Below are 15,025 nucleotides of genomic sequence, written 5' to 3' on the forward strand. Positions count from 1 at the left end.
CTGACACCGCACCCACGGCCGCGCACCCTGCAGTGGTCGAGCAGCCCCGATCTCGCCTGTTGTCGCAGGCCGGACCGGGGCTGACGTGTTTCCGGGGTCGCCCTCGCACGGGGGGCAGACGCTCCCGCGGAGGTGGGAGCGTACGCGGCGAAGGAAGCGTCCATGAGCGGGACCCGCTGTCCGAACTCGGGCGGTACCAGGACATCGCTGCGCACGAGCCCGCCTGTGCGGCACCGCAGGGCCGGGTGTCAGCCGGTGAGGCCGTACTTCTCGCCGAAGCGGTGGAGCGCATCGATTTTCTGCTGGGCCGTGGCGTCATAACCGAGGCCCTCGATCATCCACGGCATCACGATGATGTCCGTGACCCCGGCCTCGGCCAGCTCGGTGAACCCGCGGGTGCCGAACTTGTCCAGGCAGACCACCTGGATGGCGAAGGGTTTGCCGTCGCCGCGGTCGGCGAGCGAGCGGCCGCTGTCTTCGAGCAACTCGCCCAGGCGCGTGACGGTGGCCGCGATCTCGTCGAACTTCATCATCGCGCTGGTCCAGCCCTGGCCGATCCGCGCCGCCCGCTTGAGGGCGATCTCGGTGTGGCCGCCCACGTAGAACGGCACCAGCTCGCCAGGGGCCGGGGTGAAGATGAGCTCGTCGAAGTCGAAGTGGTCGCCGTGGAACTCCATCCACTCGCCCTTCAGCGCCTCGCGCATGATGGCCAGCGACTCGTCGGTGCGCTTGCCTCGGCCCTTGAACGGGGCGCCGCACCACTCGAACTCGTTGGGATCCCACCCGATCCCCACGCCCAGGTCGAGCCGGTTGCCGGTGAGCAGTGCGACCGAGGCGACCTGGCGGGTCAGCAGCAGCGGGTTACGGGGCCCGACCTTGAGGACCTGCGGAGAGAACCGGATGGTCGAGGTGGCCCCGCCCATGGCGGCGGAAGCGATCAGCGGCTCGACCCACTGCGTGTTCTCGTCCCACATCCGCGAGCCGTCCGGCGTGTACGGGTAGTCCTTGTCCTGTCGACGCGGATGGAACAGAGAATCAGGCAGCACGATCCGGTCGAAACCGGCGGCCTCGGCGCCGCGGGCGATCGAGATGTACTGGTCGACGGGGGAGAAGGAGACGGGGACGGAGAACTCGACGTCCACAACGCGTGCCATGTCAGGTGTCCTTCCGGAGAGCGCCGGCGATGGCCGCCCTGTCGTCGTCGGTCAGCGGCCGCAGGCCAGAGGTCAGCGCGACGTCCTGCTCCCAGAAGGCGCGGAGGGAGACCAGGCGGCCGTCGGAGTCAACGCGGTAGTCCACGCCGATGTCGATCTCCATGATGTTCTCGCCCATATGCGTGCGCATGGTGCCGATGCACAGTAGTTCGTCGCCGGCGGCGATCCCGCGGTCGAAGCGGAACTCGATGTGGTCCGGAGTGGCAACGGCCTTCTCCCAGAACTCCAACAGCCGCTCGGTACCGCGGTGGCCGATGCCCTCGGCGTCGAACATCGACGGACCGACGGGGTCCTCGATGCAACCCTCGGGCGACCATCCGGCGATCCAGGCGTCACGGTCACCGGCGTTGGTCGCGGCCCACGATCGGCGGGCGGCGGCGTAGGCCGGACTCGCCAGGGCGGCCTCGCTCAACTCGAGCGGCCGGTACTGGCCGGTCTCGTCCAGGTAGGGGTTGTTCATCACCTACGCTCCGTTCCCACGACCCACATCGAGAAGTACTGTGAACCCCCGCCGTAGGCGTGCCCGAGGGCCCTTCGGGCATCGGGGATCTGGTGCTCGTCGGCGCGATTCATCACCTGGCGGGCCGCTTCGGCGAACCGCAGCATGCCCGAGGCGCCGATCGGGTTGGAGCACAGGACGCCGCCGGACGGGTTGACTGGCAGCGAGCCGTCGCGCGCAGTGGCGCCGGATTCGGTCATGCGCCAGCCCTCGCCCGGTTCCGCGAACCCGAGACTCTCCAGCCACATGGGCTCGAACCACGAGAACGGGACGTAGATCTCGGCGGCGTCGATCTCCTCGGCTGGGTTGGTGATCCCGGCCTCGGCCCACAGTGCGGCCGCGGCATCGCGGCTGGCCTGCGGGTTGGCGTAGTCGCGTCCGGCGAAGGTGCCCGGCTCGGTGCGCAGGGCGGTGGCGTGGATCCAGGCGACCTGGCGGCCGTCGGACTCCACGGCCTCGGCGGCCTCGGCGTCACCGATAACGATCGCGCACGCGCCGTCGGAGGACGGGCAGGTCTCGTCGAAGCGGATCGGGTCCCACAGCATCTGGCCCTCGAGCACCGTGTCGACGGTGATGTCGGGCTGCTTGAGGTGCGCGTACGGGTTGATGGAGCCGTTGAGCCGGTCCTTCACCGCGACCATGGCGCCCACGTGCTCTGGGGCGCCGGTGCCCCGGATATAGGAGCGCACGTGCGGGGCGAAGTAACCGCCGGCGCCGGCGCCGACCGGTGCGGTGAACGGCACGGGTAGCGACAGGGCCCACATGGCGTTGGACTCGGACTGCTTTTCCCACGCCACGGCCAGCACGCGGCGATACCGCCCCGACTGGACGTGGGAGGCGGCCACGATCGCGGTGGATCCGCCGACGGAGCCGGCGGTGTGCACGCGCAGGAGCGGCTTGCCCACGGCGCCCAGGGCGTCGGCCATCATCAACTCGGGCATCATGACGCCCTCGAACAGGTCGGGGGCCTTGCCCACGATCACCGCGTCGATGTCGTCCCAGCCCACCCCGGCGTCGGCCATGGCGGCGTCGATGGCCTCGCGGCAGAGGCCGGCCATGGAGACGTCGGTGCGGCGGGAGACGTGGTGGGTCTGACCGGTGCCGAGCACGGCGGCGGGCAGGCCGGAGCTGTGGGAGCCGGAGCTGTGGGCGCTCATGCGGTGCGTCCTTCCAGGAGGCAGATGAGGTTCTGCTGCAGCAGATGGCCGCTGGTCGCGTGGGCCAGGGCGCGCTCGGTGGCTCCGGACCAGATGGCCTCGGCGGCGTAGCCGATGCGCTCGAGCCCCGCCGAGAACAGCGGGTCGGCGACCAGCGAGCCGCCCGACGGGGTCACCACGACGTCGCTGGGCAGGTCCAGCGCCGCGCGGAGGAGCAGTTCCTGGTGCGTGTACTGGGTGTGCAGCTCGGCGACGCCGACGCCGCCGAGGTCGGGACGATCCGACGACGACGAGCCGCTCGCCCGGACCGCGGCAGCACGGGCTGAGGGCGAGTCCGTGAGATCGCGCGCCCCGAACTCGGCGGAGTCGGCGATGTGCTCGATCCCCGAGATGTAGGCCGGGGTGTCGCACAGCTCGCGGGCCCGGTCGCCGGAGGCGAGGATGATCGCGCCGGCGCCGTCGGTCACCGGCGGGCAGTCGTGGCGGCGCAGCGGGTCGGCGACGTACGGCTCGGCGAGCAGGTCGGCGACCTCGCGGCCGGTCGCGCGGGCGGCGACGGCGGCCATGTCGGACTCCGACCAGCGGCCGGAGTCGATGCCGGCGCGGGCCTGTAGGCCCGCGAGGTGGTGGCGGCCCGGCCACAGCGGCGCGACGGTGTACGGGTCGAGCTGCAGCGCCAGCGCGGTGTCGAGGTCGGTGCTGGCCGAGGCCTTGCCGAAGCCGTACACCAGCGCGGTGTCGGCCTGGCCGGTGGCGATCTTGAGGTAGGCCTCGAAGAACGCCCAGGCGGCGTCCATCTCCACGTGCGATTCGGAGATCGGCGGGACCGCGCCGATCGAGTCGACCGCGGAGATGAAGGAGAAGGCGCGGCCGGCGAGGTAGTCCGACGAGCCGGAGCACCAGAAGTCGATGTCGGTGCGGTCCAGGCCGGTCTGCCGGTAGCACTCGGCGAAGACCGGGGCGAGCATCTCGACACCGTTGGTGGTGCCGAAGGTGGATTCGGTGTGGCGGGCGTGGGCGAATCCGACGACGGCCACGTCCCGGGGTGCGTTGGGGGTCACGGGTGGTGTCCTCTACAGGTGCTTGGCGTAGGTGGCGGGGTCGGCGTCGGGATCGCCGGTCGGCTCGAAGTGCGTGATCGCCTTCATCGACGCGGGCCGGTCGGCCTCGGGCGCCCACACCGCGCGCACGCGCATGCCCATCCGGACCTCGGACGCCTCACAGCCCAGCACGAGATGCTGGATGGGCACGTCCGAGCCGTCGAGCAGGATGTAGGCGGTGACGTAGGGGGGCGTGATCTGCTGCCCCGCGAACGGCACGTTGACGATGCCGAACGTGGTGACGGTCCCGGTGTCGGCGACCTCGATGTACTCGCCCATGGCCACCCCGTCGGACGGGCAGTAATCGCGCGGCGGGACGTAGACCTCGGGGCCGTTGGAGCGGCGGCGCCCCAGCACCCGGCCCTGCACGATGGCGCGCAGGAACTCGCTCTCCGCGGGCGCGGCCGTGTGGGTGACCGCTAGGCCGATGGGCGTGACGACCCCCGAGACGGGCTCGGCGGCACCGGGTTCGACGGCAGCGGGCTCGCCGTCAGTGGGCGGGGCGTCGGTGGCGGCGATGTTGTCGTCGTCGTACCCCTCGGGGACCACGCACGCGATGTCGTGGACGTCGCCACGTCGCTCGGCCGACCACCGAACGCGCACGCGCATCCCGGTGCTGACGGCCTCGGGGCCGTCAGCGGCCAGGGCCAGGAGCATGGCGGTGTCCGCGCCGTCGAACCGCACGAGCGCCCAGGCGAACGGGGTGTCGAGCGGGTTGACGTCGGTGGGGTCGGGAACCCAGGTCCAGGCGACGACGACGCCGCCGACCCCGTCGCCCGAGCCGACCTCCGCTGTCTGGGTGAGCGGCGCCCGCGTATGCGGGTCGAACTCGACCGGCGGGACGTGCACGGTGCCCCGGGAGTCGCGGGTGCCCACGATGCGGCGGTCGCGGAGGCCGGTGAAGAACGCTCCCAGCACGGGGCCGGTCGACCTGGTGTAGTCGAAGGACGGCGTGAGCGAGGCGGACAGCACGGGCTTGTCCGGCGAGGTGATATCGACAACGATCTTTCTGAACGTCACGGCCGTAAGTAGAACACGTTACACCGGAGCCTGGGCGGCTTTCCGTGGAGTGCGTCACGCGAATCCGGAGGCGTGGGTCACACTGTATCCATGAAGTTCGCCTTGCAGCTCGGATACTGGGGCGCGCAGCCGCCCACCAATCACGCCGACCTCGTGGTGGCCGCGGACAGGGCGGGGTTCGACACCGTCTTCACCGCAGAAGCCTGGGGTTCCGACGCGTTCACCCCGCTGGCCTGGTACGGCTCACTCACCGAGAACATCCGGTTGTCGACCGCCGTCGTGCAGCTCTCCGCCCGTACGCCCACGGCCACCGCGATGACCACCATGACGATCGACCACCTGTCCGGCGGGCGCTTCTGCCTGGGGCTGGGTGTCTCGGGGCCGCAGGTGGTGGAGGGCTGGTACGGGCAGGCGTTCGCCAAGCCGCTCGCCCGGACCCGCGAGTACATCGACATCATCCGCAAGGTCCTGCGCCGCGAGGAGCCCGTGACCTCCGACGGCCCCGCCTACGCGCTGCCCTACCAGGGGGCGGACGCCTCCGGCTTCGGTAAGCCGCTCAAGTCGATCCTGCATCCGCTGCGTGAGGACGTGCCCATCTGGCTGGGCGCCGAGGGGCCCAAGAACGTGGCCCTGGCCGCCGAGATCGCCGATGGCTGGCTGGGCTTCCTCGCCTCGCCGCGCACGGCGTCCGAGTTCAACTCCTGGCTCGATGAGGGCTTCGCCCGTCCCGGCGCGCGGCGCACCCGCGAGGACTTCGAGGTGGCGTTCCTGTGCCAGCTCCACATCACCGATGACCGACGCGGCGTGATCGACGCCTACAAGCCGTTCACCGCGCTGTACGCCGGCGGCATGGGGGCCGAGGAGAAGAACTTCCACGCCGAGGCGTTCCGCAGGATGGGGTTCGCCGAGGACGTGGACCGCATCACCGAACTGTTCCGCGCGGGCCGCAAGGATGAGGCCGCGGCCGCCGTGCCGGACGAGATGGTGGAGGCCACGGCGATCATCGGAGACGAGGCGCAGGTGCGCGAGCAGATCGCCGAGTGGGAGGCCGCCGGCATCACGATGCTCGTGGTGACCGCGCGGACGGTTGAGGAAATCGAGCAGATCGCGCGGCTGATCGACTGAGCGCAGCGGCGCCCGTCGCGCCCGCTCGCCCGGCCCCGCCTCCGGGCCTGACTGGCGTGCGCGCCCGGAGCCGCTGTGCCCTCAGTCCGGCTTGTCGGCCTTACGGAACTGGCCGTCGGGACCGAAGGTGGCGGTGCCCATGCCGTCCCCGTGGATCAGGGAAACCGCGTACTCCGGTTCGCCGAGCGGGTCCGCGAACACGCTCACATGGCTCAACCTCGCGCCGGACATGTCGAGTTCTTCCGGGGCCGCCGCGATGGTCTGATCGATCACGGCCGAGTCGATATCGGCGATTCGGAAGGTCGTCGATTCGGTCCGGGAATGGAAACCCGACTGCGTCCACTCGCCTCCACGGAACTGGTAGCTCAGGCGCTTCCCGGGCTCGGCCGGGTCCTCGTACATGGCGCCGGCGCTGGTGCCGTGGATGCTGAAGGTGTCGAGGTCCAGGCCGGCGAACTCGCTCTTCGCCGAGCTGATCACGCGCTCGATCCCCTCTGCGGTGTGGAGCGGGCCGGGGACCGAAGCGTGCTCCGTGGACGCGGGATTCGAGGCAGTGTCGGAGACGTTGGCCGCAATCGCCCCACCGGCGATCGCGAGCACCACCACCGCGACCGCGATCCCGATGGTCCATCCCCGCTTCGCGTGACTTAGGTCTTCACGACGACGGGCATCCCGACCGGCGTACGCGGAGCCGGTGGCGGCGTTGTCGTCGTCATCGCCGTCTAATCCCAGGTCGTCGTCACCGCCGCGCAGGTCGGCCACGAGCGGGCGTAGCTCGTCGATGTACGTGGCCTTGGTGGCGGTCCGGATGCGCTCGAAGTGTTCGAAGTGGTCGAGCCGGCCCGCCGCGAAGGCCTCGTCGAGGGCCTGCTGGACGGCGGTGCGCTGGGCGTCGGATGCGCGGGTACGGTGCTTCGCCATGAGCGAGAGCGTAACCGCCGGGCCGGGTCAGATCATCTGGGAGCCTCGACCTCACGTTCCTGGCCGCCGGGGCCGAAGGTCACCGTGTCAAGCGAGCCGCGCGCAAACCGATTCGTCGGGGAGAAAGACCGCCAGTAGAGTAGAACACGTTCTATCGTGGGGCTCATGAGTGCACCCACGCCTACCGTCCCCGCCGACGCCGGAATCCTGGACCCGCGGACCGGTGAGCACGTGACCAGCGTCTATTCGATCGCGGAGGCCGAGCCCGACCGGGTCGCGGTGATCGAGGGCGGCTCCGCTGACCTGCCCGGTCGCCAGGTGACCTTCGGCCAGCTCGCCGAGGCCGCCCACGGCTACGCGCGCGGCCTGCAGGACCTGGGCCTGAAGACCGGTGACTGCATCGTGCTGCTGGCGCCCAACTCGATCGAGTTCCTCGAGGTCTACTACGCCGCGCTGGAGATCGGTCTCTACGTGGCGCCCGCCAACTGGCACCTCACCGGCCCCGAGGTCGCGTACATCATCGACAACTCCGGTTCGACGGTGTTCATCGCGGACCAGCGGTTCGCCGACGTCGCAGGAGTCGCCGCGGCCGAGGCGGGGCTCGACATGGCCCGCTGCTACGCGATCGGCGACGTCCCCGGATTCCGCCCGCTCGCCGAGCTGACCGCCCCGGCCGCGGGTGGCGGTGGCGCGGGGGAGGCCTCGTCGTCGTCCCTTCCTTCGGATCGCACCCTCGGCGACCCGATGCTCTACACAAGTGGAACCACCGGCCGGCCCAAAGGCGTGCGCCGGCCGCTGACCGGCGCGAGCCCGGACCAGGTAACGGTGCCCAACTACTACTTCTTCGCCGGCTTCAACATCCACGCGCCGGACAACGTCCACATCTGTGGCTCGCCGCTGTACCACACGGCCGTGCTCAACTTCGTCACCATCTCGCTCAACCTCGGTCAGACCGTAGTGCTGATGGACAAGTGGACGCCCGAGGAGATGCTGCGGCTGATCGACGCGCACGGGGTGACCCAGTCGCACATGGTCCCCACCCAGTTCTCCCGCCTGCTCGAGCTGCCCGAGGAGGTCCGCGCGAAGTACGACGTGTCCAGCCTGCGTACGATCGTCCACGGTGCCGCCCCGTGCCCCAAGCACGTCAAGCAGGCCATGCTCGACTGGTGGGGCCCGGTGCTCACCGAGTACTACGCCGGCACCGAGGGCGGCGGCTGCACCATCACCGGCGAGGAGTGGCTGCGCAAGCCCGGCAGCGTCGGGCGGCCGTGGAAGACCACCACCTTGAAAATTCTCGACGACGACGGGAACGAGGTGCCCACCGGCGAGACCGGCAACGTGTACCTGCAGATGCACGGCTCGAGGTTCGAGTACCACCAGGACGCCGAGAAGACTGCCAAGACCTACGTCGGCGAGCTGTTCACCATGGGCGACATCGGGTACGTCGACTCCGACGGCTACCTGTTCCTGTGCGACCGCAAGAACGACATGATCATCTCCGGCGGCGTGAACATCTACCCCGCCGAGATCGAGTCGGAGATGACCCGGCACGACGCCGTGCGCGACGTGGCCGTGTTCGGCATCCCGCACCCCGACTGGGGAGAGGAGGTCAAGGCCGTGATCGAGCTGGCCGACGGCTACACCGAATCCGAGGAGCTCAAGGCGCAGATCCTGGAGGACCTGGCCGCGCGGCTGGCCAAGTACAAGATGCCACGGTCCATCGACGTGGTGGAGGAGCTGCCGCGCCAGGCCAACGGCAAGCTCATGAAGCGCACGCTCAAGGACCCCTACTGGGCGGACGCGAAGTAGGGACTCGCGCGGGCGGTGGGCCCTAGTCTGGACGAATGACCAGCACTCCCACCGCCCGCGATCTCACCCTCGCCCAGATCCTCGAGCGGCAGCGCGAGGCGTTCCTCGCCGACCCGCAGCCCGGCGCGGCGGTCCGGCGCGACCGGATCCACCGGCTCAAGCAGCTCGTCCTGGACAACGCCGCCGAGCTCACGGAGGCGATGCGCGAGGACTACGGCTCCCGGCCGGAGACGTTTTCCACCCTCACCGACATCGCCTCCTCCATCCCGGACCTCGACCACCAGCGCGCCCACGTGCGGAAGTGGATGAGACCCTCCCGCGTCTCGCGTGCCCTCGAGGCGGTCGGCTTCACGCAGCAGGTCCGCCACGACCCCAAGGGTGTCGTCGGCATCATCGGGCCCTGGAACTTCCCGCTGTACCTGACGATCGTCCCCGCCGGGTCCGCCCTCGGAGCCGGCAACCGAGTGATGATGCGGCCGTCCTCCGTCACCGCGCGCACCACCGAGGTGCTGTGCCGGCGCGCGCCCGAGTACTTTGCCCTGGACGAGCTCGCTGTCGCCGGCCCGGAGCACGGCCGCGGCTCGGACTTCTCCACCCTCGCCTTCGACCACCTGTTCTTCACCGGATCGCCAGGCGTCGGGAGGTCCGTCGCCAGGGACGCCGCCGAGAACCTCACGCCCGTCACCCTCGAGCTCGGCGGTAAGAACCCTGTCCTCGTCGACACGAGCGCCGACATCGACCGCGCCGCCCGCAGCATCGCCTCGGCCCGCATGGTCAACGGCGGTCAGGTGTGCATGTGTCCCGACTACGTGTTCGTCCCGTGCGACAGGCTCGACACGTTCTGCGACACCGTCCTCGACCAGTGGCGCAGCACCCTTCCCACCATCGTCGGCAACCCCGAGTACACCGCTATCGTCAACGACTCGAACTACGAACGGATCGTCGGGCTCGTCGACGACGCCGTCGCCAAGGGCGCGCGCCGACGCGATGCCGCACCGGCGGCCGAGCGGCTGCCCGATCCGGTGACCCGCAAGATCGCGCCGACCCTGCTCACCGGCGTCACCCCGGACATGGAGATCGACTCCGACGAGGTGTTCGGCCCGGTCCTCACCGTCTTCGGCTACGACACGCTTGACGACGCGATCCGGTACGTCACCGACCGACCCAGCCCGCTGGTGTTGTACTGGTACGGGGAGAAGAACGAGCGCTTCGAGGTGGTCGCCGACCGGACGCGCTCCGGCAGTATCTACGGCAACGACTTCGGGATCGGGATGGCCTCTTCAGCCATCCCCTTCGGCGGCGTCGGCAACTCGGGCATGGGCGGCTACCACGGCCACTACGGGTTCCGGACGTTCACGCACGAGCGGGCGGTGGCGTTGCACTCGTTCGACGCCGACGTCTCGCAGCTCATGGTGCCGCCGTTCACGCGGGGCAAGAAGCGGCTCGCCTCGGCGTACCTCGGCGCGATGCGGGCGCGGACGCGTCTGCGGTTGTAGCCGGGCTCAGGTGGCGGGCGACGCGGCGCCGGCGCTCCACAAAGGGATCGTGAGCCGGAACGTGGTGCCCTCGCCCTCCACCGAGTCGAAGTCGAGGCCGCCGCCGTGCGCGTCGGCGATCGCCTGCACGATGCTCACCCCCAGGCCGGTCCCGGGGATCGAGCGCTGCTGGGCGGTGCTCGACCGGAAGAACCGGGTGCCGAGGTGTTCCTGTTCGGCCTCGGGGATGCCGATGCCCGTGTCGGCGACCGTGACGGTGGCGACGTGCTCGTCGACGGCCACTCCGACGGTGACCGATCCGCCCTCGGGCGTGAACTTGATCGCGTTGCTGACGAGGTTGGTCACGGCCCGCTCCAGCTGGAGGGCGTCACCGATGACCTCCGCCGGCTCGACCCGCTCGACCAGCGCGAGGCCTGCGCGGTCGGCCGCGGGCTGCAGCGATTCGGTCACGTTCCCCACCACCTCGCCCAGGCTCAGCCGCTCGTGGGCGATGTCGAGGTTCTGCGCCTCGATGCGGCTGAGGATCAGTAGGTCCTCGATGAGGCCCCGGAGGCGGTCGGCGTTGCGCTGGACCACCCCGACCAGGCGGTGTTGCGCGCTGGTCAGCTCCCCGCCGTCGCCGTCGCAGAGCATCTCCGTGTAGCCCACGATCGACGCGAGCGGGGTGCGCAGCTCGTGACTGACCGTGGAGACGAAGGCGTCTTTCTGCCGGTCCAACTCCTCGAGCCTGCTGAGCTGCTCCTCGCGCCCGGCCTCATAAGCGTCCCGCGTGTCGAGCAGGGTGTTGAAGGCCTCGGCCAGGGCGCGTACCTCGGCCGGCCCGTCGTCGGTGCGCGCCCGGGTGCCCCGGCCGCCCACCGTGTCGAGTCGGGCCACGGCGGCCAGCTCCTCGATGGGGTCGACGATCTCCTCGGCTGTCCGACGGGTCCCGCGGACGATGGTGAGGGCGGCGCCGAGGACCATCACGAAGGCCGCCACCGACCCGCCGACCAGCACCCAGGTCCGCAGGGTGCGCATCCGGACGCGCTCGTCGCTGGCGAGGGTGTGGATCGAGTCCGCTGCCGCGATCATCTCGGAGAAGTCGGCCAGCGCGCTGACGAACCGCGCGCGGCCGGTCGGATCGTCGGTGGCCGGGTACCCCTCCGCCATCCCCACGATCGAGTCGGCGTACGACCACCAGCTCGCGGACGAGGCGGTCAGCCTGGCCAGGGCGGGGGCGAACTCGGCGTCGTCGCCGACCAGCCGGTCCAACTCGGCGAGCGCCTCGTCGGAATCGGCTTTGAGCGCCCGCAGTCTGTCCTCCGCTCCCGGCACGTCGTAGACGCGATCCATCCGCAGGTCGGACTGGGCCCACCGCATATCGATCACCAGTCGGCTCGTGGTGTCGACGACCGGCGTGTAGACGGTGCTGGTGCGCTGCGAGAGCTGGTACTGGAGGAGCAGCATCAGCGGCCCCAGCAGCGCCACCACCACGACGAGGATCAGCATCTGGCGGCTCTTGTCGCGCAGGATCCGCGAGACCTCGGGTGCCTGCTTGTCGCGTGGGGTCATGACGTGACCTCTGTGGTGAAGCCGCGGCGCGTCATGACGCCCCAGTGCTGCTCGGTCCCGCGGAGCGCCTGCCACCAGCCGTGCAGTCGCCACACCACGTGGAGCTGGCGGTAGCCGATGTTCTCGAGGACGGCCGAGCTGATGAGCGAGAGCAGACTCCCGAAACGGTAGTAGCGCGAGAAGTACACCTCGTCGACGGCGGCGGCCGCCAACGCCACGACGATCGCGTACCCGTAGGCGACCGCCAGGAACAGCCAGAACGTGGTGGGGTTGACCAGGTCGAGCGCGAATCCGAGGACCATGAGGACCAGGCCGACGGCCTCGATGAGTGGGGCGAACAGTTCGAAGGCCCAGTAGTAGGGCACGGCCAGGACCCCGGCCCGCCCGTAGCGGGGGTTGCCGAACATGACGCGGTGTTTGACGAGGGTCTCCCACAGTCCCCGGTGCCAGCGGGCGCGCTGCTTACGAAGGACCGGCAGCGTTTCCGGCACCTCGGTCCAGCACACAGGCTCGGGGACGAAGGTGACGCTGTACTCCTGGTCGCGTTCCCGCAACAGGCGGTGGATGCGCATGACCAGTTCGAAGTCCTCTCCGATGGAATCGGGGTCGAGGCCACCGACCTCCACCAGCAGATCACGGCGGAAGCAGCCGAAAGCCCCGGAGATGAGGATGAGGGCGCGGAGCTTGGACCATCCGGAGCGGCCGAGGAAAAACGAGCGCAGGTACTCGAGCGCCTGGATCTGGGCGAGGATGTTGCGGGACATCCGGACGTCGATGATCTGTCCGGAGCGGATGGTGCACCCGTTGACGACCCGGACGACGCCGCCGGTAGCGGCCGTGCGGAGCGGGTCGTCGGCGAAGGGTTCGGTGACGACGAGCAGGGCGTCGGGGTCGAGCAGGGAGTCACCGTCGACGCAGATGATGAGGTCCTCGACGGAGGCGTTGATGCCGACGTTGATCGAGTCGGAGCGGCCGGAGTTGGCTTTGTCGATGACCGTGAGGCGGGTGTAGCCGTCGCGGGGGACGTAGATGCCGCGGGGGGTCTGCCGGGTGGGGATCTCGTAGGGCACCTCGCGGTCGGCGCGGACCAGGTCGAACGCCTCGATGAGGACGCGGAGGGTGTCGTCGGACGACCCGTCGTTGACGACGATGACCTCGTGGCGGTGGTATCGGAGGCCGAGGAGGGACCTGGCGGCCTCGACGACGCCGGCCTCCTCGTTGTAGGCGGGGACGACGACCGAGACCCCCGGCGCAGTGTGGCTGCCGAGCCGTTCGACACGACCGGAGTGACGACGACGACGACGCGTGCCGCGGAAGTCGACGGCCGCGGCGATCACGAGCACCAGGTACGAGGAGTTGATGAGCAGGAAATAAACGAGGATGGGCCAGGCGATCACGTCGAGCAGCGTCGCGATCACCACGCGGAGGGTCTCGATCACGGGGTGGGCTCCTCGTCCTGCGGGGCTCGCGCCGGGGCGGGCTCGGCGGCCCGCCGCGCGGCTGTGGCCATCTCGTAGAGGTCCGGCCGGCGGTCGCGGATGCCGAGGGCGGTGACGGCGCCGAGCGAGGCGAGGGCCGCGAGGTCGGCGGGTGACGTGGCCGCGGTGTCGCGGACGGAGATCTCCGGCGGGATCACGCCCTGCTGCAGGGTCTCGACGAGGACGTCCCGGCCGGTCCGGCCGAGGGAGGCCAGCGCTCCGGCGGCCACATCGGCCAGGCGGCGGTCGCGGTCAGCACCGAGCGCAGGAGCGGGACGCCGGCCGGGGCACCGAGTTCTCCGAGGGCCGTGGCGGCGGCCAGGCGGACGGCCGCCGGTTCGCGCGGCGCCAGTGCGCGGCCGAGGTCGTCGATGACGCGGCCGTCGCCGATCACCCCGAGCGTGCGCGCGGCCGCGGCGCGGACCCGCTCGTCCCGGTCGGTGCGGAACAGTTGGAGGACCCTGGGCAGCAGCGAGGCCATGCCCCCGCGCGAGGCGACGGTGGCGGCGACGTACCGTACGCCGGGGTCCGGGTCGTCGAGCCCTCGCCGGACCGCCTCGCGGACGTCGTCGCCCATGGCGAGCAGCGCGTCAGCGGCGACGTAGGCGGGGACGCCGGACACTCCCTTGACCTCGCGGACCGAGCGGAGCACCGCGTCGGCGTAGGTGGCGTCGCCGAGGACCCCGAGGGCGCGGACCGCGGTCGAGCGCACGGCCCGGTCGCGGTCGGAGATCATGCCGGCCAGGACGGGGGAGTACTCGGTGCGCCGGGTGGCGCCGAGGACCTGGGCGGAGCGGGCGCGGGTGGTGGCGGACCACGAACGGACGCCGCGGAGGGCGCCCTGGACGGTGCCGTGCCGGTCGAGGATGTCGACCAGCGCGGTGGCGGCCCCGCCGCGCACCTTGCCGAGCAGGTCGAGGACGGCCCGATCGACGACCCGCTCGCGGTACCTGCCGAGTTTCCCGGGCGCCTCGCCCACGGGCTCCTCGTCGGCGGCGAGCGCCAGTAGACGCGGGCGGAGCGGCTCGAGGATGCGCTCGATACGGCGACCGCGGCTGACCCGGGCGACGTGCGCCCAGATCATCACCACGACGAGTACGCCGATCGCGGCGATGAGGATCCACAGGGAGGCGGTGAGGACTCCGGAGGCGATCTCCGGCGCGAGGTCGTCGAGCAGGGAGGGCGAGGGGTCGTCGTAGGAGGGCAGCACGGCGAGGGTCCCGCGGGGCTAGCGGCCGAGCAGCGCGTCGACCCGGCGGAGCAGCTCCCGCGGACTGAACGGCTTGATCACGTAGTCGTCGGCGCCGGCGGCGAACCCCGCGTCGACCTCGGCGTCGCGGGCCCGGGCGGTGAGCAGCAGGGCGCGGCAGTCGGCGGGGCCCTCCCCGTCACGCAGCCGGCGCAGGACGTCGAGTCCGGAGAGCCCGGGCATCATGACGTCGAGGATCGCCAACGCCGGCTCGAAGCTCGTGATCGCCTCCAGGGCCTCGACCCCGTCCCGGGCCGCGCGCACCTCATAGCCCGCGTTGGAGAGTTTGAAGGCGACCAGCTCGCGGATGTCCTCGTCGTCGTCGGCGATCACTACCCGCGGTCCTGCGCCACTCATCTGCCACCCTCGTTCGTCGACGATCGTCGAGTCGACTTTATAGGCAGAT

14 protein-coding genes are annotated in these 15,025 nt (G+C 70.6%); 3 read left to right on the plus strand and 11 right to left on the minus strand.

Annotated features, from left to right (window positions below):
* Positions 1-248 precede the first annotated feature (248 nt).
* Genes KHA85_RS02550 through KHA85_RS02570 form a run of 5 tightly spaced genes read right to left on the minus strand, consistent with a single transcriptional unit; the run spans position 249 to position 4,990 of the window.
* The gene (locus tag KHA85_RS02550) at positions 249-1,154 is read right to left on the minus strand and encodes a TIGR03619 family F420-dependent LLM class oxidoreductase (RefSeq protein ID WP_106385648.1); all 906 of its coding nucleotides are present in this window, start codon (positions 1,152-1,154) and stop codon (positions 249-251) included.
* 1 nt (position 1,155) lies between these two features.
* Entirely contained in the window at positions 1,156-1,674 is a 519-nt protein-coding gene (locus KHA85_RS02555; protein ID WP_213184693.1) for a nuclear transport factor 2 family protein, read from the minus strand.
* Positions 1,674-2,870 (minus strand): thiolase family protein, encoded by a 1,197-nt coding sequence (locus KHA85_RS02560; RefSeq protein WP_213184694.1) that lies wholly within the window; start codon positions 2,868-2,870, stop codon positions 1,674-1,676. Before KHA85_RS02560 ends, KHA85_RS02555 begins: the two co-directional genes overlap by 1 nt.
* Positions 2,867-3,931: a thiolase family protein gene (locus KHA85_RS02565; protein WP_213184695.1), complete on the minus strand. Its 1,065-nt coding sequence runs from the start codon at positions 3,929-3,931 to the stop codon at positions 2,867-2,869. Before KHA85_RS02565 ends, KHA85_RS02560 begins: the two co-directional genes overlap by 4 nt.
* Before the next feature lie 12 nt (positions 3,932-3,943).
* Entirely contained in the window at positions 3,944-4,990 is a 1,047-nt protein-coding gene (locus KHA85_RS02570; RefSeq protein ID WP_308936834.1) for a Zn-ribbon domain-containing OB-fold protein, read from the minus strand.
* Between the two features lie 90 nt (positions 4,991-5,080).
* Between KHA85_RS02570 and KHA85_RS02575 the strand changes: the two genes are divergently transcribed.
* Positions 5,081-6,115 (plus strand): LLM class F420-dependent oxidoreductase, encoded by a 1,035-nt coding sequence (locus KHA85_RS02575; protein WP_213184696.1) that lies wholly within the window; start codon positions 5,081-5,083, stop codon positions 6,113-6,115.
* Positions 6,116-6,196: 81 nt separating this feature from the next.
* Here KHA85_RS02575 and KHA85_RS02580 read toward each other — a convergent pair whose 3' ends face one another.
* Positions 6,197-7,036 carry a DUF1707 SHOCT-like domain-containing protein gene (locus KHA85_RS02580; RefSeq protein ID WP_213184697.1) on the minus strand — a complete coding sequence of 280 codons (840 nt, stop codon included), beginning with the start codon at positions 7,034-7,036 and terminating at the stop codon, positions 6,197-6,199.
* A 165-nt stretch (positions 7,037-7,201) separates the two neighbouring features.
* Here KHA85_RS02580 and KHA85_RS02585 point away from each other — a divergent pair, with 165 nt between their 5' ends.
* A complete protein-coding gene (locus tag KHA85_RS02585) occupies positions 7,202-8,845 on the plus strand; it encodes an acyl-CoA synthetase (RefSeq protein ID WP_213184698.1) in 1,644 nt (547 codons plus the stop codon).
* Between the two features lie 35 nt (positions 8,846-8,880).
* Positions 8,881-10,341 carry an aldehyde dehydrogenase family protein gene (locus KHA85_RS02590; protein ID WP_213184699.1) on the plus strand — a complete coding sequence of 487 codons (1,461 nt, stop codon included), beginning with the start codon at positions 8,881-8,883 and terminating at the stop codon, positions 10,339-10,341.
* Between the two features lie 6 nt (positions 10,342-10,347).
* Here the strand turns inward: KHA85_RS02590 and KHA85_RS02595 are convergent, their stop codons facing one another.
* The 5 genes from KHA85_RS02595 to KHA85_RS02615 are packed head-to-tail and all read right to left on the minus strand — an operon-like array spanning position 10,348 to position 14,976.
* Entirely contained in the window at positions 10,348-11,892 is a 1,545-nt protein-coding gene (locus KHA85_RS02595; protein ID WP_213184700.1) for a sensor histidine kinase, read from the minus strand.
* A complete protein-coding gene (locus KHA85_RS02600; protein WP_213184701.1) occupies positions 11,889-13,331 on the minus strand; it encodes a glycosyltransferase family 2 protein in 1,443 nt (480 codons plus the stop codon). The genes KHA85_RS02595 and KHA85_RS02600 overlap by 4 nt, the downstream gene beginning before the upstream one ends.
* Complete coding sequence (locus KHA85_RS02605; RefSeq protein WP_213184702.1) at positions 13,328-13,600, minus strand: hypothetical protein; 273 nt, start codon at positions 13,598-13,600, stop codon at positions 13,328-13,330. Before KHA85_RS02605 ends, KHA85_RS02600 begins: the two co-directional genes overlap by 4 nt.
* Positions 13,525-14,580, minus strand: a complete 1,056-nt coding sequence (locus tag KHA85_RS02610) for a HEAT repeat domain-containing protein (RefSeq protein WP_213184703.1) — start codon at positions 14,578-14,580, stop codon at positions 13,525-13,527. The genes KHA85_RS02605 and KHA85_RS02610 overlap by 76 nt, the downstream gene beginning before the upstream one ends.
* An 18-nt stretch (positions 14,581-14,598) precedes the next feature.
* The gene (locus KHA85_RS02615) at positions 14,599-14,976 is read right to left on the minus strand and encodes a response regulator transcription factor (RefSeq protein WP_043568466.1); all 378 of its coding nucleotides are present in this window, start codon (positions 14,974-14,976) and stop codon (positions 14,599-14,601) included.
* Positions 14,977-15,025: the final 49 nt, after the last annotated feature.

It is taken from the genome of Dietzia massiliensis (assembly GCF_018390595.1).
Taxonomy (GTDB): domain Bacteria; phylum Actinomycetota; class Actinomycetes; order Mycobacteriales; family Mycobacteriaceae; genus Dietzia; species Dietzia massiliensis.